At 66.3% G+C, this 23,065-nt stretch carries 29 protein-coding genes and 1 tRNA gene; 19 read left to right on the forward strand and 11 right to left on the reverse strand.

Going from position 1 to position 23,065, the window contains the following annotated elements:
• Positions 1–23 precede the first annotated feature (23 nt).
• From truB to pnp, 3 genes are all read left to right on the forward strand, one after another.
• Positions 24–932: a tRNA pseudouridine(55) synthase TruB gene (gene truB / locus ACXI0D_RS21285; RefSeq protein WP_479643129.1), complete on the forward strand. Its 909-nt coding sequence runs from the start codon at positions 24–26 to the stop codon at positions 930–932.
• 173 nt (positions 933–1,105) lie between these two features.
• Positions 1,106–1,366 carry a 30S ribosomal protein S15 gene (rpsO, locus tag ACXI0D_RS21290; protein WP_005410445.1) on the forward strand — a complete coding sequence of 87 codons (261 nt, stop codon included), beginning with the start codon at positions 1,106–1,108 and terminating at the stop codon, positions 1,364–1,366.
• Between the two features lie 151 nt (positions 1,367–1,517).
• Complete coding sequence (pnp, locus tag ACXI0D_RS21295; RefSeq protein ID WP_014037942.1) at positions 1,518–3,626, forward strand: polyribonucleotide nucleotidyltransferase; 2,109 nt, start codon at positions 1,518–1,520, stop codon at positions 3,624–3,626.
• A 121-nt stretch (positions 3,627–3,747) separates the two neighbouring features.
• Here pnp and ACXI0D_RS21300 read toward each other — a convergent pair whose 3' ends face one another.
• Entirely contained in the window at positions 3,748–4,746 is a 999-nt protein-coding gene (locus tag ACXI0D_RS21300; protein WP_479643130.1) for a hypothetical protein, read from the reverse strand.
• Positions 4,747–4,968: 222 nt separating this feature from the next.
• On the opposite strand from ACXI0D_RS21300, the gene ACXI0D_RS21305 reads away from it, so the two are divergent.
• Both ACXI0D_RS21305 and ACXI0D_RS21310 read left to right on the forward strand, forming a co-directional pair.
• Positions 4,969–6,159: a glycoside hydrolase family 18 protein gene (locus ACXI0D_RS21305; protein ID WP_479643131.1), complete on the forward strand. Its 1,191-nt coding sequence runs from the start codon at positions 4,969–4,971 to the stop codon at positions 6,157–6,159.
• Positions 6,160–6,249: 90 nt separating this feature from the next.
• A complete protein-coding gene (locus tag ACXI0D_RS21310; protein WP_101765851.1) occupies positions 6,250–6,654 on the forward strand; it encodes a VOC family protein in 405 nt (134 codons plus the stop codon).
• 24 nt (positions 6,655–6,678) lie between these two features.
• On the opposite strand, the gene ACXI0D_RS21315 is transcribed toward ACXI0D_RS21310, so the two are convergent.
• From ACXI0D_RS21315 to ACXI0D_RS21325, 3 genes are read right to left on the reverse strand one after another with little or no spacing between them, the layout of a single operon-like run.
• Positions 6,679–8,238 (reverse strand): PepSY-associated TM helix domain-containing protein, encoded by a 1,560-nt coding sequence (locus ACXI0D_RS21315; RefSeq protein ID WP_479643132.1) that lies wholly within the window; start codon positions 8,236–8,238, stop codon positions 6,679–6,681.
• 10 nt (positions 8,239–8,248) lie between these two features.
• Positions 8,249–8,512 carry a hypothetical protein gene (locus ACXI0D_RS21320; RefSeq protein WP_479643133.1) on the reverse strand — a complete coding sequence of 88 codons (264 nt, stop codon included), beginning with the start codon at positions 8,510–8,512 and terminating at the stop codon, positions 8,249–8,251.
• The gene (locus ACXI0D_RS21325) at positions 8,512–8,808 is read right to left on the reverse strand and encodes a hypothetical protein (RefSeq protein WP_479643134.1); all 297 of its coding nucleotides are present in this window, start codon (positions 8,806–8,808) and stop codon (positions 8,512–8,514) included. The genes ACXI0D_RS21320 and ACXI0D_RS21325 overlap by 1 nt, the downstream gene beginning before the upstream one ends.
• A gap of 429 nt (positions 8,809–9,237) precedes the next feature.
• Between ACXI0D_RS21325 and thrS the strand changes: the two genes are divergently transcribed.
• The 11 genes from thrS to ACXI0D_RS21380 all read left to right on the forward strand — a co-directional run bounded on the left by thrS (position 9,238) and on the right by ACXI0D_RS21380 (position 17,722).
• Positions 9,238–11,139 carry a threonine--tRNA ligase gene (gene thrS, locus ACXI0D_RS21330; protein ID WP_100473453.1) on the forward strand — a complete coding sequence of 634 codons (1,902 nt, stop codon included), beginning with the start codon at positions 9,238–9,240 and terminating at the stop codon, positions 11,137–11,139.
• A 48-nt stretch (positions 11,140–11,187) separates the two neighbouring features.
• The gene (gene infC / locus ACXI0D_RS21335; RefSeq protein ID WP_005410437.1) at positions 11,188–11,730 is read left to right on the forward strand and encodes a translation initiation factor IF-3; all 543 of its coding nucleotides are present in this window, start codon (positions 11,188–11,190) and stop codon (positions 11,728–11,730) included.
• Between the two features lie 266 nt (positions 11,731–11,996).
• Positions 11,997–12,194 carry a 50S ribosomal protein L35 gene (rpmI, locus tag ACXI0D_RS21340; protein WP_005410436.1) on the forward strand — a complete coding sequence of 66 codons (198 nt, stop codon included), beginning with the start codon at positions 11,997–11,999 and terminating at the stop codon, positions 12,192–12,194.
• Between the two features lie 11 nt (positions 12,195–12,205).
• Complete coding sequence (gene rplT, locus ACXI0D_RS21345) at positions 12,206–12,565, forward strand: 50S ribosomal protein L20 (protein ID WP_005410435.1); 360 nt, start codon at positions 12,206–12,208, stop codon at positions 12,563–12,565.
• 193 nt (positions 12,566–12,758) lie between these two features.
• Entirely contained in the window at positions 12,759–13,754 is a 996-nt protein-coding gene (locus tag ACXI0D_RS21350; RefSeq protein ID WP_014037935.1) for a phenylalanine--tRNA ligase subunit alpha, read from the forward strand.
• 121 nt (positions 13,755–13,875) lie between these two features.
• Positions 13,876–16,257, forward strand: a complete 2,382-nt coding sequence (pheT, locus tag ACXI0D_RS21355) for a phenylalanine--tRNA ligase subunit beta (protein ID WP_479643135.1) — start codon at positions 13,876–13,878, stop codon at positions 16,255–16,257.
• A gap of 27 nt (positions 16,258–16,284) precedes the next feature.
• Positions 16,285–16,584 (forward strand): integration host factor subunit alpha, encoded by a 300-nt coding sequence (locus tag ACXI0D_RS21360; protein ID WP_005410432.1) that lies wholly within the window; start codon positions 16,285–16,287, stop codon positions 16,582–16,584.
• Positions 16,565–16,921 carry a MerR family transcriptional regulator gene (locus tag ACXI0D_RS21365; protein WP_005410431.1) on the forward strand — a complete coding sequence of 119 codons (357 nt, stop codon included), beginning with the start codon at positions 16,565–16,567 and terminating at the stop codon, positions 16,919–16,921. Before ACXI0D_RS21360 ends, ACXI0D_RS21365 begins: the two co-directional genes overlap by 20 nt.
• A gap of 68 nt (positions 16,922–16,989) precedes the next feature.
• Positions 16,990–17,066, forward strand: a tRNA-Pro gene (locus tag ACXI0D_RS21370).
• 117 nt (positions 17,067–17,183) lie between these two features.
• The gene (locus ACXI0D_RS21375; RefSeq protein ID WP_014037933.1) at positions 17,184–17,384 is read left to right on the forward strand and encodes a hypothetical protein; all 201 of its coding nucleotides are present in this window, start codon (positions 17,184–17,186) and stop codon (positions 17,382–17,384) included.
• Positions 17,381–17,722: a low molecular weight protein tyrosine phosphatase family protein gene (locus ACXI0D_RS21380; RefSeq protein WP_049442387.1), complete on the forward strand. Its 342-nt coding sequence runs from the start codon at positions 17,381–17,383 to the stop codon at positions 17,720–17,722. Before ACXI0D_RS21375 ends, ACXI0D_RS21380 begins: the two co-directional genes overlap by 4 nt.
• Here the strand turns inward: ACXI0D_RS21380 and ACXI0D_RS21385 are convergent.
• Positions 17,701–18,150 carry a GNAT family N-acetyltransferase gene (locus ACXI0D_RS21385; RefSeq protein WP_182474389.1) on the reverse strand — a complete coding sequence of 150 codons (450 nt, stop codon included), beginning with the start codon at positions 18,148–18,150 and terminating at the stop codon, positions 17,701–17,703. The two genes, ACXI0D_RS21380 and ACXI0D_RS21385, sit on opposite strands and share 22 nt — an antisense overlap.
• 86 nt (positions 18,151–18,236) lie before the next feature.
• Positions 18,237–18,752 (reverse strand): DUF3011 domain-containing protein, encoded by a 516-nt coding sequence (locus ACXI0D_RS21390; RefSeq protein ID WP_087923176.1) that lies wholly within the window; start codon positions 18,750–18,752, stop codon positions 18,237–18,239.
• A 241-nt stretch (positions 18,753–18,993) separates the two neighbouring features.
• Here ACXI0D_RS21390 and ACXI0D_RS21395 point away from each other — a divergent pair, with 241 nt between their 5' ends.
• Positions 18,994–19,389, forward strand: a complete 396-nt coding sequence (locus ACXI0D_RS21395) for a hypothetical protein (protein ID WP_014037929.1) — start codon at positions 18,994–18,996, stop codon at positions 19,387–19,389.
• A gap of 12 nt (positions 19,390–19,401) precedes the next feature.
• Here ACXI0D_RS21395 and ACXI0D_RS21400 read toward each other — a convergent pair whose 3' ends face one another.
• A complete protein-coding gene (locus tag ACXI0D_RS21400) occupies positions 19,402–20,094 on the reverse strand; it encodes an aspartate/glutamate racemase family protein (protein WP_119006560.1) in 693 nt (230 codons plus the stop codon).
• Positions 20,095–20,255: 161 nt separating this feature from the next.
• On the opposite strand from ACXI0D_RS21400, the gene ACXI0D_RS21405 reads away from it, so the two are divergent.
• On the forward strand, positions 20,256–20,897 hold the full coding sequence (locus tag ACXI0D_RS21405) for a LysE family translocator (RefSeq protein ID WP_479643136.1): 642 nt from the start codon (positions 20,256–20,258) through the stop codon (positions 20,895–20,897).
• Between the two features lie 94 nt (positions 20,898–20,991).
• Positions 20,992–21,165 (forward strand): DUF1328 domain-containing protein, encoded by a 174-nt coding sequence (locus ACXI0D_RS21410; protein ID WP_005417836.1) that lies wholly within the window; start codon positions 20,992–20,994, stop codon positions 21,163–21,165.
• Between the two features lie 22 nt (positions 21,166–21,187).
• On the opposite strand, the gene ACXI0D_RS21415 is transcribed toward ACXI0D_RS21410, so the two are convergent.
• The 4 genes from ACXI0D_RS21415 to ACXI0D_RS21430 form a co-directional block, all read right to left on the reverse strand.
• Positions 21,188–21,520, reverse strand: a complete 333-nt coding sequence (locus ACXI0D_RS21415; protein WP_075677169.1) for an SMR family transporter — start codon at positions 21,518–21,520, stop codon at positions 21,188–21,190.
• A 13-nt stretch (positions 21,521–21,533) separates the two neighbouring features.
• Positions 21,534–22,103, reverse strand: coding sequence for a TetR/AcrR family transcriptional regulator (locus tag ACXI0D_RS21420; RefSeq protein WP_101765846.1), 570 nt, complete (start codon positions 22,101–22,103; stop codon positions 21,534–21,536).
• An 87-nt stretch (positions 22,104–22,190) separates the two neighbouring features.
• Positions 22,191–22,424: a DUF1653 domain-containing protein gene (locus ACXI0D_RS21425; RefSeq protein WP_479643137.1), complete on the reverse strand. Its 234-nt coding sequence runs from the start codon at positions 22,422–22,424 to the stop codon at positions 22,191–22,193.
• Positions 22,425–22,436: 12 nt separating this feature from the next.
• Positions 22,437–22,724: a hypothetical protein gene (locus ACXI0D_RS21430; protein ID WP_101765844.1), complete on the reverse strand. Its 288-nt coding sequence runs from the start codon at positions 22,722–22,724 to the stop codon at positions 22,437–22,439.
• Between the last annotated feature and the right edge of the window lie 341 nt (positions 22,725–23,065).

Genomic DNA, 23,065 nt, shown 5'->3' on the forward strand with positions numbered 1-23,065 from the left:
GCTCGACTCTACAAAATCCTGTCATGACCCGAATTCAGTTCCGCCGCCTGGATGGCATCCTGCTGCTCGACAAGTCGACCGGCATGAGCTCCAACGCTGCCCTGCAGGTGGCGCGCCGCCTGTTCCGCGCCGAGAAGGGGGGCCATACCGGCAGCCTCGACCCGCTGGCCACCGGCCTGCTGCCGCTGTGTTTCGGTGAGGCCACCAAGATCGCCGGCCTGCTGCTGGGTTCGGCCAAGGCCTACGACGCCGAGATCGTGCTCGGCCAGACCACCGATACCGACGATGCCGAAGGCCAGGTGCTGCTGCAGCGCCCGGTGCCGGCGATCAGTGCCGAGGCCCTGCAGGCTGCGCTGGCGCCGTTGACCGGCAACATCCGCCAGCGTGCCCCGATCTATTCGGCACTGAAGCAGGGTGGGGAACCGCTGTATGTGAAGGCCCGCCGCGGTGACGTCATCGAAGCGCCTGAGCGCGAGGTGCAGGTGCACGCCATCGAGGTGCTGGAGCAGCAGCCGGAACGGCTGCGGCTGCGCGTGACCTGTGGTTCCGGCACCTATATCCGCAGCCTGGCCCGCGACCTCGGCGAAAGCCTGGGTTGTGGTGCCCACATCAGCGCGCTGCGCCGGCTCTGGGTCGAGCCGTTCCGCGAGCCTGCCATGGTCACGCTGGACCAGCTGAGGGCGATGGTCGAGGCCGGTGACGAGGCCGGTATGGACGCGTTGCTGCTGCCGCTGGCGGCCGGTCTGGCTGAATACCCGAGGGTCAACCTGGACGCCGACCAGGCCCATCGGTTCTGCGTCGGCCAGCGCCAGCGCGACCTGTCCTGGCCGCGGGGCCTGGTGGCCGTGTTCGGTCCGGACGACGCTGTCCAGGGCCTCGGCCAGGTCGACGACAGCGGCCTGCTGGCCCCGCAGCGCCGTTTCAACCTCTGACCGGGGCCTGCCGGTTCAGCCCCGGTCCTTGTCCCGGAAGCCCCCGACCGTTACAATTTCGCGGCCGTTTTCCGGCAACCTGCCTCGCGCAGGTTTCATCCTCGTAGTCCACGGCGAGCCTGGCGGTGCGCGAAGCGCGTTCCTGCCGGCCACGCATCACAGAGAAAAAAGAAATGTCGATCGACACCCAGAAGGTCATTGAAGACAACAAGCGCAGCTCGGCTGACACCGGCTCCCCGGAAGTCCAGGTTGCACTGCTGACCGCCCGCATCGAACTGCTGACCGGCCACTTCAAGACCCACAAGAAGGACCACCACAGCCGCCGCGGCCTGCTGCAGATGGTCAACCGCCGTCGCAGCCTGCTCGACTACCTGAAGAAGAAGGACGTCGAGCGTTACAAGGCCCTGATCGAGAAGCTTGGCCTGCGTCGCTAAGCAACGAATCCCCCGCGGCGCAGCGATGCGCCGCGGTTTTGTTTTGTAGCACCGCAATCCCCGATTCAGGCCGGAACGATCCGGCCACCCGCTGGCGGCATGGGTCGCCGACGGTCCAAATTCGCAGACAGCATCCCCAAGGACACCCTCCGTGGCAAAAATCACCAAAACCTTCCAGTACGGCAAGCACACCGTCACGCTTGAGACCGGCGAAGTCGCCCGCCAGGCCAGCGGCGCCGTCATCGTCAAGATGGACGACACCGTACTGCTGGTCACCGCCGTCGCCGCCAAGAGCGCGCGCGAAGGCCAGGACTTCTTCCCGCTGACCGTCGATTATCAGGAAAAGTTCTACGCCGGCGGCCGTATCCCGGGTGGTTTCTTCAAGCGCGAAGGCCGTGCGACCGAGAAGGAAACCCTGATCTCGCGTCTGATCGACCGTCCGATCCGCCCGCTGTTCCCGGAAGACTACAAGAACGAAGTGCAGATCATCGCCACGGTGATGTCGCTGAACCCGGACGTGGACGGTGACATCCCGGCCCTGATCGGTGCTTCGGCTGCCCTGGCCCTGGCTGGCACCCCGTTCATGGGTCCGATCGGCGCGGCCAAGGTCGGTTACAAGAACGGCGAGTACATCCTGAACCCGACCGTCAGCGAACTGGCTGACTCGCAGCTGGAGCTGGTCGTCGCCGGTACCTCCAACGCCGTGCTGATGGTTGAATCCGAAGCCGCGCTGCTGTCCGAAGAAGTGATGCTGGGCGCCGTGACCTTCGGTCACCGCGAAATGCAGAAGGTCATCAACGCGATCAACGAGCTGACCGTCGAAGCCGGCACCAAGCCGTCGACCTGGGAAGCCCCGGCCAAGAACGACGCGCTGATCTCCGCCCTGAAGGAAGCCATCGGCCCGCGCCTGGGCGAAGCCTTCCAGGTGCGTGACAAGCTGCAGCGCCGCGATGCCATCTCGGCGATCAAGAAGGACGTGGTTGAAACCCTGGCTGGCCGCGTGGCCGCTGAAGGCTGGAACCCGGCCGAGCTGTCGAAGGAATTCGGCGAGCTGGAATACCGCACCATGCGTGACTCCGTGCTGGACACCAAGGTCCGTATCGACGGCCGTGCGCTGGACACCGTCCGCCCGATCGCCGTGAAGACCGGCGTGCTGCCGCGTACCCACGGTTCCTCGCTGTTCACCCGTGGCGAAACCCAGGCCATCGTGACCATCACCCTGGGCACCGCCCGTGATGGCCAGGTCATCGATGCCGTTGCCGGTGAGTACAAGGAAAACTTCCTGTTCCACTACAACTTCCCTCCGTTCTCGGTGGGTGAGTGCGGCCGCATGATGGGCCCGAAGCGCCGCGAAATCGGCCACGGCCGCCTGGCCAAGCGCGGCGTGCTGGCTGTCATGCCGTCGCTGGAATCCTTCCCGTACACCATCCGCGTCGTCTCGGAAATCACCGAGTCGAACGGTTCCTCGTCGATGGCGTCGGTCTGCGGCTCGTCGCTGGCCCTGATGGACGCGGGCGTGCCGGTGAAGGCGCCGGTGGCCGGTATCGCCATGGGCCTGGTCAAGGAAGGCGAGCGCTTCGTCGTCCTGTCCGACATCCTGGGTGACGAAGATCACCTGGGCGACATGGACTTCAAGGTGGCCGGTACCGCTGAGGGCATTTCCGCCCTGCAGATGGACATCAAGATCGAAGGCATCACCGAAGAGATCATGAAGCAGGCCCTGCAGCAGGCCAAGGCTGGCCGTCTGCACATCCTGGGCGAAATGGCCCACGGCCTGACCGCTCCGCGTGAAGAGCTGTCGGACTACGCGCCGCGCCTGCTGACCATCAAGATCCACCCGGACAAGATCCGCGAAGTGATCGGCAAGGGTGGCTCGACCATCCAGGCCATCACCAAGGAAACCGGCACCCAGATCGACATCCAGGACGACGGCACCATCGTCATCGCTTCGGTCAATGCCATCGCTGCCCAGGCCGCCAAGGCCCGCATCGAGCAGATCACCTCGGACGTCGAGCCGGGCCGCATCTACGAAGGCAAGGTCGCCAAGATCATGGACTTCGGTGCGTTCGTCACGATCCTGCCGGGCAAGGACGGTCTGGTCCACGTGTCGCAGATCTCCAGCGATCGCGTCGAGAAGGTCGGCGACGTGCTGAAGGAAGGCGATGTGGTCAAGGTCAAGGTGCTGGAAGTCGACAAGCAGGGCCGTATCCGCCTGTCGATGAAGGCCGTGGAAGAAGGCGACGCCGTCAGCGCCGAGTAATCGGTACTACTGATTGTGCGGTGGGTGAGGACCGTTGGTCCTCACGCTTTCGCAAATGAGAAAGCGGGCTTCGGCCCGCTTTTTCTTTGCCTGCAATCCTGTGGGTGAGGACAGTTGGCCTCTACACCTGCGAACCTTCTTCCTCCTCCCCCAGCCACCACACCTGACCCGGCTCGGGGTCACTCAGCGGATGCTCTCGCTGTTCTATGGCCTCCAGCACGCGTCCCGGCATCGCGGCGATCCACGTCGCCAGCAATTTCTCCACCGCAGCCCGGCCCTGAGCGGCAATGCCCAGATCGCGCCCGCGTGCCCAGTTACCGTCTTCAGTGGCGTCTGCCTCGTCGTCATGTTGGTGCGGGGTGCCATAGCTGCAGCGGCGGCACAACCGGCGCACGGTCGCGGTCCAGTCCTCGACCGTACCGATGCCGGGCAGGTTCATGGCCTCCAGGGCAGCGATGTCATCGGCAGAATCGCACTGCACGAACACGATGAAGGTGGCCATGTCCGATCGGTGCAGACGCTGCATTGCGTTGAACACCGGTACCTCGTGTTCGCCGTACGTACGTCGGCCGGTCGACGCACCGTCATGCAGCACGATGTCGCCGAAGCGGAAGCCGCTTTCGGGCAGCGGTACGTTGTCGATGCGTGCACGCACCGGATCGATGCGACGCATGTACACCACCTCGGCGTCGGACCACGGCGCCAGGCGCATGCAGGCCACGCCGAAGTCGCCTTCGATCGGGCCTTCGCCCTCGGGCAGGGTGATGCCACAACGGGCCCACTGGCGCCGTGCTTCGGCCCAGTCGCCCATGCCGGTGGCCGCGATGCCGGCATTCCAGGCGGTGGCGACATCGAATTCCCCACGCAGCTGCTCCGATCGCAGGTTGTCCTGCAGCGACGCCGGCCAGTCGCGCAGGTACTTGTGCGCCAGCCCGCGCATGTAGTGCAGGTAGGGCACCTCGGGAGCGATGGCGATCAGTTCGCCGAACAGCTCCACAGCCTGCGGCAGGTCGCCTTCGTGGAACGCGTCGTAGGCGCGCGCTTCCAGTATCTGGTGTTCGTCGAGGGATGCGCCGTCCAGCAGGTCGCCGTCGGGAGTGGTGTCGTGATCGGTGCTCATGTCCATGTGCGGTTGAAGATCCGCGGCCACCTTAGCCGATGCAGGGGGCCGGGTGCGCTGCGTCGGTGCGTGTCCTGCTGCAATGCATGATGGCAGTGGCATGACTGCCACGTTGTCGCCCTCTGGCCGATCGTTGCTGTCCGCTGGACGACATGCCACGACATCGGTCCCACGGCCTCATCGGTTTGCTAACGTGGCTGCGCCTTCGAACCGGGAGATCCCATGTTCCGCCAGACCGTGGCCGTCCTTGCCGTGCTGATTGCCGGTGCCTTGCCCATCGCTGCGCACGCCGCTCCGGCGCAGCCGCCGATCTTCGGTGCCTACTACCCCGGCAGCTCGGCCGAGCGCTATCCGGTGTCGAGCATTCCCGCCGAGCGCCTGACCCATCTGTTCTATGCGTTCTCCACCATCGAGGACGGGCGCTGCACGATCGGCGCGGAAGCGCCGAAGAATTTCGCGGCGCTGGCCGAGCTGAAGAAGGCGCACCCGCACCTGCGCACGCTGATCTCGATCGGTGGCTGGGGCGCGGGCGGTTTCTCCGATGCAGCGCTGACCGAAGCCAGCCGCAAGCGCCTGGTCGATTCCTGCATGGCGCTGTTCTTCGATCGTCACGCCGGCAGCTTCGATGGCGTGGACATCGACTGGGAGTTTCCGGTCAGCGGTGGGCCGAAGGAGCTGGCACACCGCCCGCAGGATCGCGCCAATCTGACCAAGCTCGCGCAGGGCTTCCGACAGGCACTCGATGCGCGCGGTCGCAAGGTGGGGCAGCCAATGCTGCTGACTGCCGCACTGGCCGCCGGTCGCCTGCAGACCGATGGCCCCTACGATCCAGCCGCAAGCTATGACCTGCCGGCGCTGGCCAGTGTGTTCGATTTCATCAACCTGATGAGCTACGACATGGGCACCGGCTTCTCGGCGGTATCGACGTTCAATGCGCCCCTGCATGAAGTGCCAGCCGATCCGCTGGCGCCGGAACTGCGGCGCTGGAACAACGTCGCCGGCGCGGTGCAGTACTACCGCGAGCACGGTGTGCCGGCCGACAAGCTGGTGCTGGGTGTGCCGTTCTACGGGCGCGGCTTCAAGGTCACCGGCGATGCGCCGGATGGCCTGTATCAGCCCTACAGCGCACCGGCCGACGCCGGCGACTGGCGGGTGATCAAGGCACGCTATCTCGACCAGCCGGGCTGGACGAAGCACTGGCAGCCGCAAGCGCAGAGCCCGTGGCTGTACAACGCCGGGCAGAAGATCTTCATCAGCTATGAAGACCCGCGCTCGATCGGCCTGCGTGCGCAGTTCGCCCGCGAGCAGGGCCTGGCCGGGGTGTTCATGTGGGAGCTGACCGGCGACGACGAGCAGGCCAGCCTGCTCAACGCCATGCTGGGCCCCTGGCAGAAGGCGCGCATCGGCGATTGAGCTGTATCAGGCGATGTCCGGCGCAACGACGCAACGCCATCGGCCCGACCCCGCACAGCATGTCCATGCCCGCAGCGTTACGCTGCGGGCATGATCCATCTCGAACGCTTGGACCACCTGGTCCTCACCGTCGCCGACATCGACCGCAGCTGTGATTTCTACCAGCGCGTGCTCGGCATGCAGGTCGTGCGCTTCGGCGCCGGTCGTACCGCGCTGCAGTTCGGCCAGCAGAAGATCAACCTGCATCCGGCCAGCGCCCCGCTGCAACCGCATGCGCTGCGGCCCATGCCGGGCAGCGCCGATCTGTGCCTGGTCACGCGCACGGCGACGACCACTGTGCTGGCCCACCTGCAGGCGCAGTCCGTTGCAGTTGAGGAGGGGCCGGTCGCACGTACTGGCGCGCTGGGGCCGATCGAATCGGTGTACTTCCGCGACCCGGATGGCAACCTGATCGAAGTGAGTCGTTACCCGGGCGAAGAACACCCGCAGCGGTAGCGCCGGGCGATGCCCGGCGAAGACTCAGTTGGCCCAGACGCTGTTGGGATCCCCGTTGCGGGCGCGGCGCTGGCTGGCGACGGCAAGGCGGGCGAAGCCGAAGGCCATGGCCAGCGCGATGGCATCGACCCAGAACAGCGGCCACTGGCCACGCGCGGCGGCGCGCCACAGCCAGTCACCATTGAGTGCACCGTGCAGGACCGGCACCAGTGCAGTGCTGATTGCTGCGGCCCACAGCAGCTCGCGCGCGGCCTGCGCGGGTCGGCGCAGTGCAGCCCACAGCGCACAGGCTGCCCAGCTGCCGAAGCAGGCCCAGCGGATGCCGTGGTCGACCGCCGACGGTGCCAGCCGCTCCAGCACCAGTGCGGTGACGAACGCGACCGAGATCGCCACGCACAGGCCGATGCACACGCCGACCGTGGCCCGCGCCATGTTCACCCCGGCACGCGGCTGTTGCGGCTGGCGACGCTTACGCCGCGACTCGATCCACAACAGGTTGCCGGAGTAGAACAGGAACGCACCGCCGAGGCCGAGCAGGAAGTACAGCCAGACCACCACGCCGTTGCCGAACTCGCCGAAGTGCAGGGCATAGGCGGCGCTGAGCGTGGCGTGGTTGGCATCGCGCTGGCCCGGCAGCTGGGAGGCCAGAACGTTGCCGGTGGCCACGTCCAGGGCCACCGAACCGAGCGGCCCGAGTGTGCCGGTGGATTCACCCGTGATCTCGATCGTGGCGTTGGCATCGCCGGCGTTGGCCAGCTTCAGGTAGGCCGGTTCGAAGTTGGCCACGCCCTGTGCGCGGGCCACGTCAAGCGCGCGCGCATGCAGCAGGCGCAGGCTGCCCGGCGGTGCCGGGATGCCGCTGGCGTCGCGCACCGGCGCGGTGTCCATTGCGGTCGGTACCGCCTGCAGGGCCTTGCCGTCGTAGATCAGCGGGTTGAGCAGGGCCATCTGCACGAACACCAGGCAGAGCAGGGCGCCAGTGACCGCGAACATGAGGTGGAAGGGCAGGCTGAGCACGCCGATCACGTTGTGCGCGTCCTGCCATAGTTGCTTCAGGTTGCGGCCCGGGCGCAGCGCGAACAGGTCGCCGAACAGCTTCGGCAGGTGGATCACCAGGCCGCTCAGCAGCGCCATGCCATACAGCAGGCTGACGATGCCCATCACGTAGATACCGGCCACCGGCAGTCCGAGGCTGTAATGCAGTTCGTTGACCAGTTCGGCCAGCCCGGTCTGTGGCGGCGTCGGGCTGCCGGCGATCTGACCCGGCCAGGCATAGCGCCAGCTGCCGTCATCGGCCTGCCAGTAGGCCAGTGGTTGTGGATGCTCGGCGCCGGGGAAAGTCATGCCGACGTGGCGGCGGGCTTCCGGGTGTGTCGCCAGCACGTCTTCCAGCAGGTACTGCGCGTCGTCCAGGCCCGCCGGCAACGCGGTGGCTGCACCCGGGGTCTGCCACAGCGGCAGGTCGTGGTGGAACAGGGTCAGCGCACCCGCGTAGAAGGCCACGAACAGGCCGAAGCCAGCAACCAGGCCGACCCAGGTGTGCAGGGTGGTGAACGTACGCAGGGTCTGCGAGCTGAACTTCATGGGGTGGGTCTCATTGCACCGCGCCGGTCAGGCGCAGCAGCGTCAGCACGGCGAAGCCGGCCGCAGCGCTGCCGGCCAGTGTCACCCAGGCGCGCAGTGCGCTGCGGAAGCTGAACGCCCACAGGGCAGCCAGCATCCACAGCGGGATGAACGTGATCAGGCTGGGCACCAGCGCGTTCTGCCAGGGGCCTGGCGGCAGCCAGGTCACCAGCCCGGTCTCGGCCGCGGCCAGGAAGAAGCCGGCCACGATGCCGGCGAAGGCGCGCGGCCACATCAGGGCGACTCCGTGCCCGGGCGATGCCAGGCGGCCAGGGCGGGCAGCAGCATCGCCGCCAGCATCCAGGTGCACAGCATCGCCACCAGGCCAGCAGCAAAGCCGAGTTCGGCCATCCACAGCCACAACGCGGCAGCGGCGGCGACCAGGCCGATCTCGCGGCCGAGGCGGCCGGCGCGGCGCAGGCGCGGCCAGCGGCAGTGCGGCGAGGCGGCATAGAACGCCAGCACCGAGAACATCGCCGCCAGCATGCCCAGGCTGCAGAAGCCCAGCGTGGAAAGGCCGACGGTGATCATTGCGGGCGGCCGCATTGGCAGCGGGCCGGCGAACGCGGGGCACGGGCGGGGCCGGCGGGAGCCGGTCGGAGCGGGTGGCGCATCACGAGGTCCTGGGGGAAAGCGGGCAGGCTGGCACGGGGCGGGCTGCGCGGACATGGTAATCATTGCGTTTTCACGCCGCCAGCGCTGGCCATTCAGCGGACCGTACGGTAGCCCTTGGGCTTTCCGGTGCGCTGGTTTAAGATCATCTCAGAACCCTGACTGGAACAAGGTGGCCCGCGCCCAGCGCCGGCCGAGCGTGCGACATGAGCACTACCACCGCCCACTGTTGACCTGCCCCCGAAGGCCCTGTGTTCCAGGCGCCCTCGCGGCGCTTTTTTATTGCCCGGGCAACTGCCCGGGAACGCTTTCCAGCCCGCCCCGCGGGCCCCGCACGAAGCCAATGCGATGATCAACATTACCCTTCCCGACGGCAGCCGCCGCGAGTTCGAAAACCCCGTCAGCGTCATGGACGTCGCACAGTCGATCGGTGCCGGCCTGGCCAAGGCCACCATCGCCGGTTCGGTCGATGGCGTGCTGGTCGATGCCAGTGACGTCATTGACCACGATGCCAGCCTGCGCATCATCACCGCCAAGGACGAGGAGGGCGTGGAGATCATCCGCCACTCCTGCGCCCACCTGGTCGGCCACGCCGTCAAGCAGCTGTACCCGGACGTGAAGATGGTTATCGGCCCGGTGATCGCCGAGGGCTTCTACTACGACATCTACTCCGAGCGCCCGTTCACCCCGGACGACATGGCCGCGATCGAGAAGCGCATGGGTGAGCTGATCGCCCAGGACTACGACGTCATCAAGAAGGTGACGCCGCGCGCCGAAGTGATCGAGATCTTCAAGGCCCGTGGCGAGGACTACAAGCTGCGCCTGATCGAGGATATGTCCGACGACATCCAGGCGATGGGCATGTACTACCACCAGGAATACGTGGACATGTGCCGCGGCCCGCACGTGCCGAACACGCGCTTCCTGAAGGCCTTCAAGCTGACCCGCATCTCCGGCGCCTACTGGCGCGGCGACGCGCAGAACGAGCAGCTGCAGCGCATCTATGGCACCGCCTGGGCCGACAAGAAGCAACTCGAGGCGTACATCAAGCGCATCGAGGAAGCCGAGATGCGCGACCACCGCCGCATCGGCAAGCAGCAGGACCTGTTCCACCTGCAGGAAGAGGCCCCGGGCCTGGTGTTCTGGCACCCGAAGGGCTGGGCGCTGTGGCAGGTGGTCGAGCAGTACATGCGCAAGGTCTACCGCAGCAGCGGCTATGGCGAAGTGCGTTGCCCGCAGATCCTGGACGTGAGCCTGTGGAAGAAGTCCGGCCACTGGGACAACTACCAGGACAACATGTTCTTCACCGAGTCGGAGAAGCGTACCTACGCGGTCAAGCCGATGAACTGCCCGGGCCATGTGCAGGTGTTCAACCAGGGCCTGCACAGCTATCGCGACCTGCCGATCCGCTACGGTGAGTTCGGTTCCTGCCACCGCAACGAGCCGTCCGGCGCGCTGCACGGCATCCTGCGCGTGCGTGGTTTCACCCAGGACGACGGCCATGTGTTCTGCACCGAGAGCCAGATCGAGTCGGAAGTGACCGCGTTCCACCAGCAGGCGCTGGCGGTCTACCAGCACTTCGGCTTCGATGAGATCCAGATCAAGATCGCGCTGCGCCCGGAATCGCGTCTGGGCGACGACGCCACCTGGGACAAGGCCGAGGGCGCGCTGCGCTCGGCGCTGTCCAGCTGTGGCGTGGAATGGCAGGAGCTGCCGGGCGAGGGCGCCTTCTATGGCCCGAAGATCGAGTACCACCTGAAGGACGCGATCGGCCGTACCTGGCAGCTGGGCACCATGCAGGTCGACTTCATGATGCCGGGCCGTCTGGGCGCCGAGTACGTGGATGAGAACAGCCAGAAGAAGCACCCGGTCATGCTGCACCGCGCCATCGTCGGCTCGATGGAGCGCTTCCTGGGCATCCTGATCGAGCACCATGCCGGCCAGTTCCCGGCCTGGCTGGCGCCGACCCAGGTGGTGGTGGCCAACATCACCGACGCCCAGGCCGACTACGTCTCGGGCGTGACCAAAACCCTTGCGGAGCAAGGCTTCCGCGTCAGCTCGGATTTGCGTAACGAGAAGATCGGCTATAAAATCCGCGAGCATACGTTGCAGCGCGTGCCCTACCTGCTGGTCATTGGTGACCGCGAGAAGGAAAATGGGGCTGTGGCGGTGCGTACGCGTTCTGGCGAAGACCTGGGCAGCATGAGCCTGCAGGCCTTCATCGAGCGGCTCCACGCCGAGGGCGCGTAAGCAAAGGTCCGGTCCGGGGGCACAGGCACCCGGACCGGTTCGATACCCTTGGGAGAACGTAATATCAGCACCCCTGACAACAAACAGAACCGCAAGAATCAGGAAATCCGTGTGCCGCGCGTCCGCGTGATCGGCAGTGACGGAGAAATGATCGGCGTGTTGTCGCGCGACGAAGCGCTGTCCATGGCCGAAGATGAAGGCCTGGACCTGGTCGAAATCCAGCCGCAGGCCGATCCGCCGGTCTGCAAGATCATGGACTTCGGCAAGTTCAAGTTCGAAGCGCAGAAGAAGGCCAGCGAGGCCAAGAAGAAGACCAAGCAGGTCGAGATCAAGGAAGTGAAGTTCCGTCCGGTCACGGACGAGGGCGACTACCAGATCAAGCTGCGCAAGATGCGCGGGTTCCTCGAAGATGGTGACAAGATCAAGGTCAACATCCGTTTCCGTGGCCGTGAAATGAGCCACCAGGAACTGGGCCGCGAAATGGCCAACCGGATCGAGACCGATCTGGGCGAGGACATCGTCATTGAATCCCGTCCGCGCCTGGAAGGGCGTCAGATGGTCATGATGATCGCGCCGAAGAAGAAGACCTGAGGCCTGACAGGCCGCCTTCCGGGGCGCTTGGCTGAATGGTTCAGGGTAAAGGGACGCCATGGGCGTCCCTTTGCTTTTGCAGGAAGCCGGTGAATTGCTGGCCAAAGGGTTGCAGGGGCTGGTGGCAGGGCGGTTTTGCCTGTATCATGCCCGGCTCGACCCACCCAGGACGGGTCGTACGCCGATCATGGCAGGACGGAAAGAGCGGCCCAGGCCGCCGCCAGATCAGTCAGAAACCAGGGTCATATCCCATCAAGGACATTGCAATGCCCAAGATCAAGACCAACCGGGCAGCGGCCAAGCGTTTCCGCAAGACCGCCTCGGGCAAGTACAAGTGCGGCCACGCCAACCGTAGCCACATCCTCACGAAGAAAGCGACCAAGCGTAAGCGTAATCTGCGTCAGACGGGCCATGTCCGTGCAGAAGACGCAGGCCGTCTGGACCGCATGCTCCCTTACCTCTGAGGAACTGAAAAATGGCACGAGTTAAGCGTGGCGTACAGGCGCGTCGCCGCCACAAGAAGATTCTGGATCTCGCCAAGGGCTATTACAACGCCCGTCGCAAGGTCTTCCGCGTCGCCAAGCAGGCGGTCATCAAGGCACAGCAGTACGCCTACATCGGCCGTAAGCAGAAGAAGCGCAACTTCCGTTCGCTGTGGATCACCCGTATCAATGCGGCTGCCCGCATCAACGGCCTGAGCTACAGCCGCTTCATGAACGGTCTGCTGAAGGCCGGCATCACCCTGGATCGCAAGGTCCTGGCTGACATCGCCGTGCACGACGCAGCCGGTTTTGCTGCGCTGGCCGAAAAGGCCAAGGGCGCGCTGGCGGCATAAGTCCTTCCCGATGCCGTAACCGTTCACTCGGAACGGTGTCAGGTCAAGGCAATGCATGGGGAAGGGCGCAAGTCCTTCCCCATTCTTTTTTGGGTCCCGGCGAGGCCACAGCGGCAGCGCGGGGACGGCGGTGGCGACAGGGGTCGGCCCTTCGCGCATCGCGATGGCAGATCGACTGGAGTTCCGGCCCCCCATGAGCGACATCCAATCCCTCACCACCCAGGCGCTGGCCGATGTGGCCGCCGCCCAGAGCCCCGACGTGCTGGAACAGCTGCGCGTGGCCCTGCTTGGCAAGAGTGGCAGCATCACCTCGCAGCTCAAGCAGCTCGGCGCCCTGCCGGCCGACGAGCGCAAGGCCGCCGGTGAAGCGATCAACCAGGCCCGCGACGCGCTGACCCGCGCGCTGGGCGAGCGCAAGGCGCTGCTGGAAGACGCGGCACTGGATGCACGCCTGGCCGCCGAAACCATCGACATCACCCTGCCGGGCCGCAATGGCGATCGTGCCGGCCTGCATCCGATCACCCGCACCCTGGAGCGCATCACCGGCATCTTCGGCCGGCTGGGCTACGAGCTGTCGGAAGGGCCGGAGATCGAGGACGACTGGCACAACTTCGAGGCGCTGAACTTCCCGCCGCACCATCCGGCGCGTGCCATGCACGACACCTTCTACTTCGGCGACGGCCGCCTGCTGCGCACGCATACCTCGGGCGTGCAGGTGCGCTACATGGGCGACCACGCGCCGCCGCTGCGCATGATCGCCGCGGGCAAGGTGTACCGCAGCGACAGCGACCAGACCCATTCGCCGATGTTCCACCAGGTGGAAGGCCTGCTGGTGGACGAGCATTCGACCTTCGCCGACCTGAAGGGCACGCTGGCCGAGTTCGTGCGCGCCTTCTTCGAGCGCGACTTCGAGATGCGCTTCCGCCCCAGCTACTTCCCGTTCGTTGAACCGGGCGCGGAAGTGGACATCGCCTGGCAGCAGCCCGATGGCAGCACCCGCTGGCTGGAAGTGCTCGGCTGCGGCATGGTCCATCCGAACGTGCTGCGCAACGTCGGCATCGATCCGGAGCGCTACACCGGCTTCGCCTTCGGCATGGGCGTGGAGCGCTTCGCGATGCTGCGCTACGGCGTCAACGACCTGCGCGCGTTCTTCGAGAACGACGTGCGGTTCCTGAAACAGTTCGCGTAAGCCGCAACCGTGTAGAGCCGAGCCATGCTCGGCTGCTTTTCTGGATGGACGCCTCCTTGCGCATGCGCTGGGCGACCACAAAAACCGCAACGGGAGGCGCGCCTCCCACCAGGGTGACACCATGAAATTCTCCGAAAACTGGCTGCGCAGCCACGTCCCGACCGGCGCCTCGCGCGATGAACTGAGCGCGGTGCTGACCGCCATTGGCCTGGAAGTGGAAGAAGTGACCGCGCTGGGCGAGGGCCTCGAGCACGTGGTCGTGGCACGCATCGTCGAAGCCGTACGCCATCCGGAAGCCGACCGCCTGCAGGTGTGCAGGGTCGACGCCGGGCAGGGCGAGCTGCTGCAGATCGTCTGCGGTGCGCCGAATGCGCGCCCGGGCCTGGTCGCGCCGCTGGCAATGGTCGGTGCGCAGATCGGCGAGCTGAAGATCAAGCCGGCCAAGCTGCGCGGCGTCGAGTCCAACGGCATGCTGTGCTCGGCCAAGGAGCTGGGCCTGGACAACGATGCCTCCGGCCTGCTGGAACTGTCCGATGACGCCCCGGTCGGCCAGGCCCTGGTCGACTACCTGGGCCTGCCGGACGCCAGCATCGAGATCAAGCTGACCCCGAACCGCGCCGACTGCTTCAGCCTGCGCGGCATCGCCTACGACGTCGCCGCCGCCACCCGCAGCGAAGTGCTGGCGTTCGCCGCCGACGCCATTCCGGCGGCCGGCAGCCGTGAGCTGAGCATCCAGCTCGACGCCGGCGCCGAAGCGCCGCGTTACCTGGGCCGTGTCATCGAAGGCGTCAACGCCGCTGCCAGGACCCCGTTGTGGATGGCCGAACGCCTGCGCCGCAGCGGCGTGCGCCCGGTCTCGCTGCTGGTCGACATCACCCAGTATGTGATGTTGGAACTGGGCCAGCCGATGCACGCCTACGACCTCGGCACCCTGCAGGGCAGCATCGCCGTGCGCCGTTCGCGCGCTGGCGAGAGCCTGAAGCTGCTGGACGGCCGCGATGCCGCGCTGGACGACAGCTTCCTGGTGGTCACCGACGCCGATCGTGCGGTCGGCCTGGCCGGCCTGATGGGCGGTTTCGACACCCGTGTCACCGACGCCACTACTGCCGTGTTCCTGGAAGCCGCGCATTTCGCGCCGGCCGCGATCATGGGCCGTGGCCGCAAGCTGGGCCTGCACACCGATGCCGGCCACCGCTTCGAGCGCGGTGTCGATCCGGCACTGCCGCGCACCGCGATCGAGTACGCCACCCGCCTGGTGCTGGACCTGGCCGGCGGTACCCCGGCGCCGGTCACCGAGGCCGTGCGTGAAGCCGATCTGCCGCAGCCGGCAACCATCGTGCTGCGCCGCGCCCGCATCACCCGCGTGCTCGGCATCACCATCGACGATGCGGAAGTCGAGCGCATCCTGCGCGCGCTGGGCATGGACGTGGTCGCCACCACCGATGGCTGGCAGGTGGCCGCGCCGAGCCGCCGCTTCGACATCGCCATCGAAGAAGACCTGATCGAGGAGCTGGCCCGCATCCACGGTTACGAGCAGATCCCGACCACGCTGCCGGGCGGTGCCTCGCGCGTGGCGATGCCGAGCGAGACCCAGCTGGACGCGCTGAGCGTGCGCCGCCAGCTGATCGCCCGTGACCAGCAGGAAACCGTCAATTTCGCCTTCGTCGACGATGCGCTGCTGACCCAGTGGCAGCTGCGCGACGGCCTGGTGCCGCTGGCCAACCCGCTGTCGGCCGAACTGGCGGTGATGCGCCCGTCGCTGCTGCCGGGCCTGGTCGCCACGTTGGGCCGCAACGCTGCCCGCCAGCTCGGCCGCGTGCGCCTGTTCGAGCTGGGCCGCGTGTTCGCCCAGCAGGCCGGAGACGGCCAACCGGCGCCGCTGGAGACCCCGCGCGTGGCCGCTGCGGTCTGTGGTGACGCGCAGGCGGTGCAGTGGGGCCTGCCGACCCGCAAGGTCGATTTCCATGACCTGAAGGGCGACCTGGAATCGCTGGCGGCCGCCAGTGGCGCGCAGCTGGAGTTCCGCCCGTCGGCGCGCGCCTACGGCCACCCGGCGCGTTCGGCCGAGGTGTTCCGCGATGGCGTGTCGATCGGCTGGATCGGCCAGATCCACCCGCGCCTGGCCAAGGCGATGGAGATCGAAGCGGACGTCTATGCCTTCGAGCTGGACCTGGAGCCGCTGACCGCCCGCCGCCTGCCGCGTGCCGGCGAACTGTCGCGCTTCCCGGCGGTGCGCCGCGACCTGGCGTTCCTGGTGCCTGAACAGGTGGCCTGGGCCGATCTGGCGGCCACCGTACGCCAGGCCGCCGGGCCGCTGCTGCGCGACCTGAACCTGTTCGACCGCTATGTCGGCCAGGGCGTCGAGCCGGGATTCAAGAGTCTCGCTATGGGCTTGATTTTGCAGGACAAGTCGCGCACTCTGACGGACCGCGACGTGGATGCGGTGGTGGCCGAGGCGGTCACTGCCATCGAGCGTGAACACCACGCCCGGATCCGCGGCTGAGCGGGCAGCACTCGGGGGTAGCAGGCAATGGCATTGACCAAGGCGGAGATGGCGGAAAAGCTGTTCGACGAAGTCGGTCTGAACAAGCGGGAAGCCAAGGAATTCGTCGACGCGTTTTTCGATGTGCTGCGTGAAGCATTGGAACAGGGACGTCAGGTGAAGCTGTCGGGCTTCGGTAATTTCGATCTGCGGCGCAAGAACCAGCGCCCGGGTCGCAACCCCAAGACCGGCGAGGAAATTCCGATTTCCGCCCGTACGGTGGTCACCTTCCGTCCGGGCCAGAAGCTCAAGGAGAGGGTGGAAGCTTATGCTGGATCCGGGCAGTAACCGCGAACTACCGCCGATCCCGGCCAAGCGCTACTTCACCATCGGTGAGGTCAGCGAGCTGTGCGACGTCAAGCCGCACGTGCTGCGCTACTGGGAAACCGAGTTTCCCAGCCTTGAGCCGGCCAAGCGCCGAGGCAACCGCCGCTACTACCAGCGCCACGACGTGCTGATGGTGCGGCAGATCCGCAGCCTGCTGTACGAACAGGGCTACACCATCGGTGGTGCACGCCTGCGTCTGGACGGTCCCGATGCCCGCGAGGAATCGGCACTGAGCAACCAGATCATCAAGCAGGTGCGCATGGAGCTGGAAGAAGTGCTGCAGTTGCTGCGCCGCTGATCCCATTTCCATCGTAATCCGCTATACTTCACGGCCCGCCGCACTGGCGGGCACATCGCAGCATCAGTCGGGGCGTAGCGCAGCCTGGTAGCGCATCTGCCTGGGGGGCAGAGGGTCGTCGGTTCGAATCCGGCCGTCCCGACCACTGTGATGAATCAAGAAGCCTGCGCAGCGATGCGTGGGCTTTTTTGTGCGTGCGGTGTATGCTGCGCGCCACTCGTACTACCGCGGCTGCTGAACCCGGTACTTACGAGAACACATCATGGAATCTGCAAGAAACCGTGCCTGGCGTCGCAGCCAGGCCCGCAACCGCGGTGGCGACCGCGCCACGACCGCCTACAGCTACAAGCCCGAAAAGAACTGGAAGCTGCTGTATACGCGCGATGCCAAGCTCGCGCGTGCACGCCAGCTAGGCTTCACCTATCCGGTGCTCAGCGCCCGCCAACTGCAGGAACAGGAATGATCAACCTGCTGTTCGTCTGCAGCCGCAACCAGCTGCGCAGCCCGACCGCCGAAGCCATGTGGCGACGGCGGCCCGGCTTCGCCGCGCTGTCGGCCGGCACCAGCCCGCATGCGCGACGCCCCATCGGCCCGGCGGACATCCGCTGGGCCGATGTCATCTTCGTGATGGAGGCCAAGCACCAGCATCGCCTGCAGGCCGCGTACGCGCGCCTGCTGGAACACAAGCGCCTGCATTGCCTGGACATCCCCGACGACTATCGCTGCATGGATCCGCTGTTGATGGACCTGCTGGACGCCAAGGTAACTACGTATCTGGATCAGCTGCCGGCAAAGCGGTAGATCAGCTCCGGATCGCCTTCGTCCAGGCCATGCACGATGCCGCTGTCGATGAAGCCCGAGGCGGCGAGCAGGCGTTGCATACCGGCATTGGAGGCATTGGTCGAAGTGAACAGCTTGCCCTGGCCCTGCAGCGCGATGGCATGGCGCAGCAGGGCGGCGCCGACGCCCTGGCTGCGATGTTCGCGCGCCACCATCAGCATCTCGACGAAGGCTTCGCCGAAGAAGTGACGATGGATGACCAGGTAACCGGCCAGCTGGCCGGCGCGTTCTGCCACGTGCATGCCACCGCTGGCCTGCCAGTCGCTGATCTGCCGTGCGCGTTGCGGATCACGGGCCGCAGCGCTGTCGAGTGCGATCAACGCGGGAACATCGGCGAGCATTGCCTTGCGGATGTGCAGCATTGTCGCGGAGGGATCGGGCGGCACCATCGAAGGCTCCTGGGGTGGGTGCGCCCAGTCTATCGATCACCTCGGCCGTGCCTGCCGATCCGCCGCAGCCAGCGTGTGGACGGCAGTCAATACACACGGAACTCTGCACGGCAGCCATCGCTGACCCACACGCCGCGTCGGTCCCAGCCCCAGTTGCGGTCCTCGATGCAGGGGGTCACCGATTTCTGCTTGACCAGGCGCACCTCGCGACGCACGCGGATGCGGCATTCCTTGTCCTTCTGCTCGTAGGACTCGCAGACCAGGCGCTCGCCGTCGTCGTCGCGGTCACCATCCCGGCCGCGCCCCGGCCAGCGGCCGCGTCCATGTTCGTCGGCCACGAACTCGGCGCGACAGCCGTCGGTGACCCAGAGCATGCGGCGGCTCTGGCCCCAGTTCCTGTCCTCGACGCAGCGGGTGACCGACAGCTGCCTGGCCAGGCGCATGCGGCCTTCGATCGGGCACTGCTGGGTCTTGTTGAACTGCGACTCGCAGCGCAGCGGCGGAATGTGATCGCTGTCGTAATCCTGGGCGGCCACCGTGGTGGCGGCCAGCAGCAGGGCCAGGGAAGAGGCGGCGATCGGCAGCAGCAGGCGATGGGTCATGGAGAGCCTCGGCAGGGGAACGGGCCGCAAGAATGGACCAGCCCGAGGCTGTCGGAACGGATCGTTCCGGCGCTGGCTCAGTGGGGATTTAGTAGTGCGCACGGGCCCATGCAGGGCCTTACATCCCTTATCATCGCTGCACATCCGATCGCATCGGCTTACACCTTCTTACATGTCTCCCACGCTTGCCGGCACCGCCTGTGGTTGCCGTCACTGGCGTGCAGCCGGCTTGTGGAGGAGGATGCGCGGACCACGACGACCACAGGGGGTTGCGTTGATCAGCAGTACCGTCATTCATCGCTCGGCTGGCGCAGAGGCCGGGCAGGTGCGTGTCCTGGACACCACGTTCAAGGGCAAGCATGTGTTCATTGCGTGGGGCCTGCGCGGGCCGGAACTGACCCGCAGCGCAGACCCCGCCGCCACCGTGGCTGCGCGCAAGGCGCTGCATGCCGTGGCCGGCCACAGCGAGGGGCCGCGCAGCCCGGAAGTGTTCATCGCCAACCAGTCGGCGGTGGCGATCACCGTCTATCGGCTGCTGACCGAAGCGCGTTCGGGCGATGCCATCTTCTTCCTGTGTGATTCACAGGCGGTGGTCGATTGGCTGATCACCGCACTGGAAGTGCAGGGCGAGGGCTGACCGCGCGCAGGGTCAGGCCAGCGCTGCGTCCACCGCCGCAAGCGCGTGCAGGGTGGTGGTGTCGAACAGCGGCACCGCACTGTCTTCGGGGCGCACCAGCAGCATGATCTCGGTACAACCGAGGATGATGGCCTCGGCACCGCGCGCGACCAGGCGCGCGATCACGCCTGCATAGACCTGCCGCGAGTGTTCACTGACCACGCCGGCGATCAGCTCCTGGTAGATGATGTCGTGCACGCTACGGCGATCATCGGCCTCCGGAACCAGTACCTGCAGCCCGAAACGCTCCTGCAGCCGGTCGCGGTAGAACGCCTGCTCCATGGTGAAGGCAGTGCCGAGCAGCCCCACCTTGCGGATGCCAGCCTGGAGGATCGCAGCGGCGGTCGGGTCGGCGATATGCAGCAGAGGCAACGGGCACTCGGCTTCGATCCGGCCGGCCAGCGTGTGCATGGTGTTGGTGCAGATCACCAGCAGCTCAGCGCCACCGGCCTGCAGGCGTCGTGCGGCGTCGGCCATATGGTCGCCCAGCGCATCCCAGTCGCCGTCATGCTGCAACTGCTTGATCGGGGCGAAGTTCACCGACCACAGCAGGAGCTGTGCCGAGTGCGCGCCACCGAGGCGCTGCCGCACCGCCTCGTTGATGAGCCGGTAGTACTGCGCCGAGCTTTCCCAGCTCATGCCGCCGATCAGGCCGAGGGTCTTCATGCACTGCTCCATGCCAGAGGGGGCCATTGCAGCACAGATGGCCATGGCAATGCCGTGCACGGGCGCCGGCATCTGTAACCGTTGCATCCACCGCACGCTGTATGTGCCGCATCCTGCATGGGTGCCCTATGCTGGTGCCGTCTTCTGAAGTGGAAACCGGCATGGCCCTGCATACCTGGTGGTGGTTCCTGGCCACGGTCTTCGTGCTGTGCGGGACGCCCGGGCCGAACATGCTGCATATCCTTGGCCGCAGCGTCGGGCTGGGGTTTCGTGGCAGCGTGCCGGCGATGGCCGGCTGCCTGCTGGCGATGCTGCTGGTGCTGGCCGCATCCGCTGCGGGCCTGAGCGCATTGCTGCATTCTTCGCCGATGCTGTTCGAGGTGCTGCGCTATCTCGGCGTGGCCTACCTGGCCTGGCTGGGCATCAAGGCGTGGCGTGACAGCACCCGGCCGGCACCGCCGGTGACCAACGATGCAGAGGTCGTGCTGGCGCCGGTGCACGGCGCGGGGACGGTGTTCCGCGGCGGCCTGTGGGTTGGCCTGAGCAACCCCAAGTTGTTGTTGTTCGCGGCAGCGTTCCTGCCGCAGTTCGTCGACCCGTCGCGCAGCCAGGCCGTGCAGTACAGCGTGCTGGTAGCGACCTTCGCGACCTGCGAACTGTTCTGGTACGTGATGTATGCCGCCGGTGGCCATGGCCTGCGCCGTTGGTTGGCCGAACCCTTCGCACGGCGCTGGTTCGAGCGGCTGGTGGGGAGCGTGTTCCTGGCCTTCGCAGTGGCCCTGCTGCGCTTCCGGCCGCGCTGATTCACGCCGCGCACGCGGCCTGTTCACGACTGCCGCATCGGCGGCGGCCTAGCCTGATCACACCGTTTGCATTCCCTGCGGGGAAAGGACTGACATGATCAAGTGGGCCATCATCTTTGCCATCATCGGCATCATCGCGGGCGTGCTGGGCTTCGGCGGCATTGCCGGTGCCGCCGTGGGCATCGCCAAGTTCCTGTTCTGGGCCGGCATCATCATCGCCGTGGTGCTGTTCCTGATCGGCATGAGCGTGGCCAAGAAGGTCAGCTAGCGCCTGTCGCGCAGCAGCGGGTTCAGTGCGCGCTGCTGCGCGAGAACAGGTTGATCACCAGCACGCCGGCACAGATCAGGCCGATGCCGATCAGCGCCGGTGCATCCAGGCGCTGCTTGAACACCACCAGGCCGATCAGCGAGATCAGCACGATGCCGACGCCGGACCAGATGGCGTAGGCAATGCCGGTCGGTATCGATTTCATGGTCACCGACAGCAGGTAGAAGCACAGTCCGTAGCCGACCAGTGCGCCAAGTGTCGGCCACAGCCGGCTCATGCCGTCTGAGGCTTTCAGCAGCGACGTGGCAATCACTTCCAGCACGATGGCCGCAGCCAAGTAGATATAGGGGTTCATCGCGGGCTCCGGGTCACTGCGGGTCGCACAGCTTGAGGGCCTGCTCGGCCATGGCCAGTGCATTGAGGCGTTCTTCTTCATCCAGCGGACGACCGTAGGCGGTGGCCCAGTAGCCGTCGGCCACGCAGCGCGCTGCATACAGGCGCGGGTCGGAGGCTTCATCAGGGAATTCAGCCAGCATGCGTCGCAGCCATGCGCCCCACTGGGCAAGCAGGGCGGGTTCGAGCATGTTGCCCAGGGTCAGGCCGATGTCGTTGTCCCGCTCCTGCTGCAGCAGGTGATCGAAGTTGGCTCGTACGTAGGCGCGGCTGAAGCAGCCATGGCGGGGGCTGCCTTCCATCAGGCCGCGCACCTGCGCTTCGAAGTCGGCGATGAGTGTGGCGATGGCTTCATCGACCAGCACCTGCTTGCTGCTGAAATGGTGGAACAACGCGCCTTTGCTGACCCCGGCCGCGCGCGCGACATCCTGTACGGTCAGTGCCGCCAGTCCATGCTGGCCGATCACTGTGATGGTGGCCTGCAGCAATGACTGGCGCACGCTGTCGGGCGCCTTGCGGCGCGAACGGGAAGGGGATGCGGACATGGGCGGGAAGAAACCGACTGGACGGTACGATTGTAGCGCAGGCCTGCCACCGCGCCGTGGCTGCCGACCCGGGCCGGCAGCGTGGATTCAACCGTCGACGCGTGCGAAGCGGGGCTGTGGGCCGTGCTCGCCGGGCACCTGTTCGATGAACATCGGGTAGGGGCGCACCCACAGGCCGCCTTCGCCATACAGGGCGCGGTACAGCACCAGCGGTTCCAGTGTCTCGCTGCTGCGGACGATGTCGATTACTTCGTACTCGCCGCCCTTGAAGTGGCGATACCGGCCACGGGCGAGGTCGGGCAGGGGATTCAATTCAGCCATGACGGAGCGTGCTCACTTGCGCGCCGGGCTGGCCGGCGTGGCGCAGTACGCGTCGATGGCCTCGGCGGTGTTGGCCAGGCCCTGTGCCTGTGCCAGCTCCCAGGGACGCTCGCAGCGCTGGCTGTGCTCGCACCACTGGTAGCCGGCTGAACCGATGCAGCCATGCGCATCGCGATCACCACCCACCACGGGCGTGGCCGTCGACGTCGCGTTGGCATCGGCACGCGCGGTCGCCGCCTTGTCCGGGCTGGCACAGGCGGACAGCACCAGCAGGGCGGGAATCAGAAATAGCGCTTTCATCGGGCGGGCTCCGTGCCTAAAGCGACAGTTTGTGTCGCAAATACCCTAGCGGCAAGCGCTCAGTGCACGGCGGCGCGGACCAGCTCTTCGATCAGGATCAGATAGCTGGCCACGAAATAGAACTTCAGCAACGTCCAGCGCTGCTGTGAGAAGAAGGTGCGCATGTGGAAGGGGCCCCTGTTGATGACGATAGTGTGAAGTCAGGCTGACTCCGTGACAAGGATCACGAAATGAACGGGCTAAACGGGCTCAGGGATGTGACGAGGGTGGGGTTCTGACGCACTGGCGCGGGTTTTTCGTACTTATCTGATGGGACCACCCTGATGGGCTGGCTAGGGTGA

The organism is Stenotrophomonas sp. C9D9, assembly GCF_056491205.1.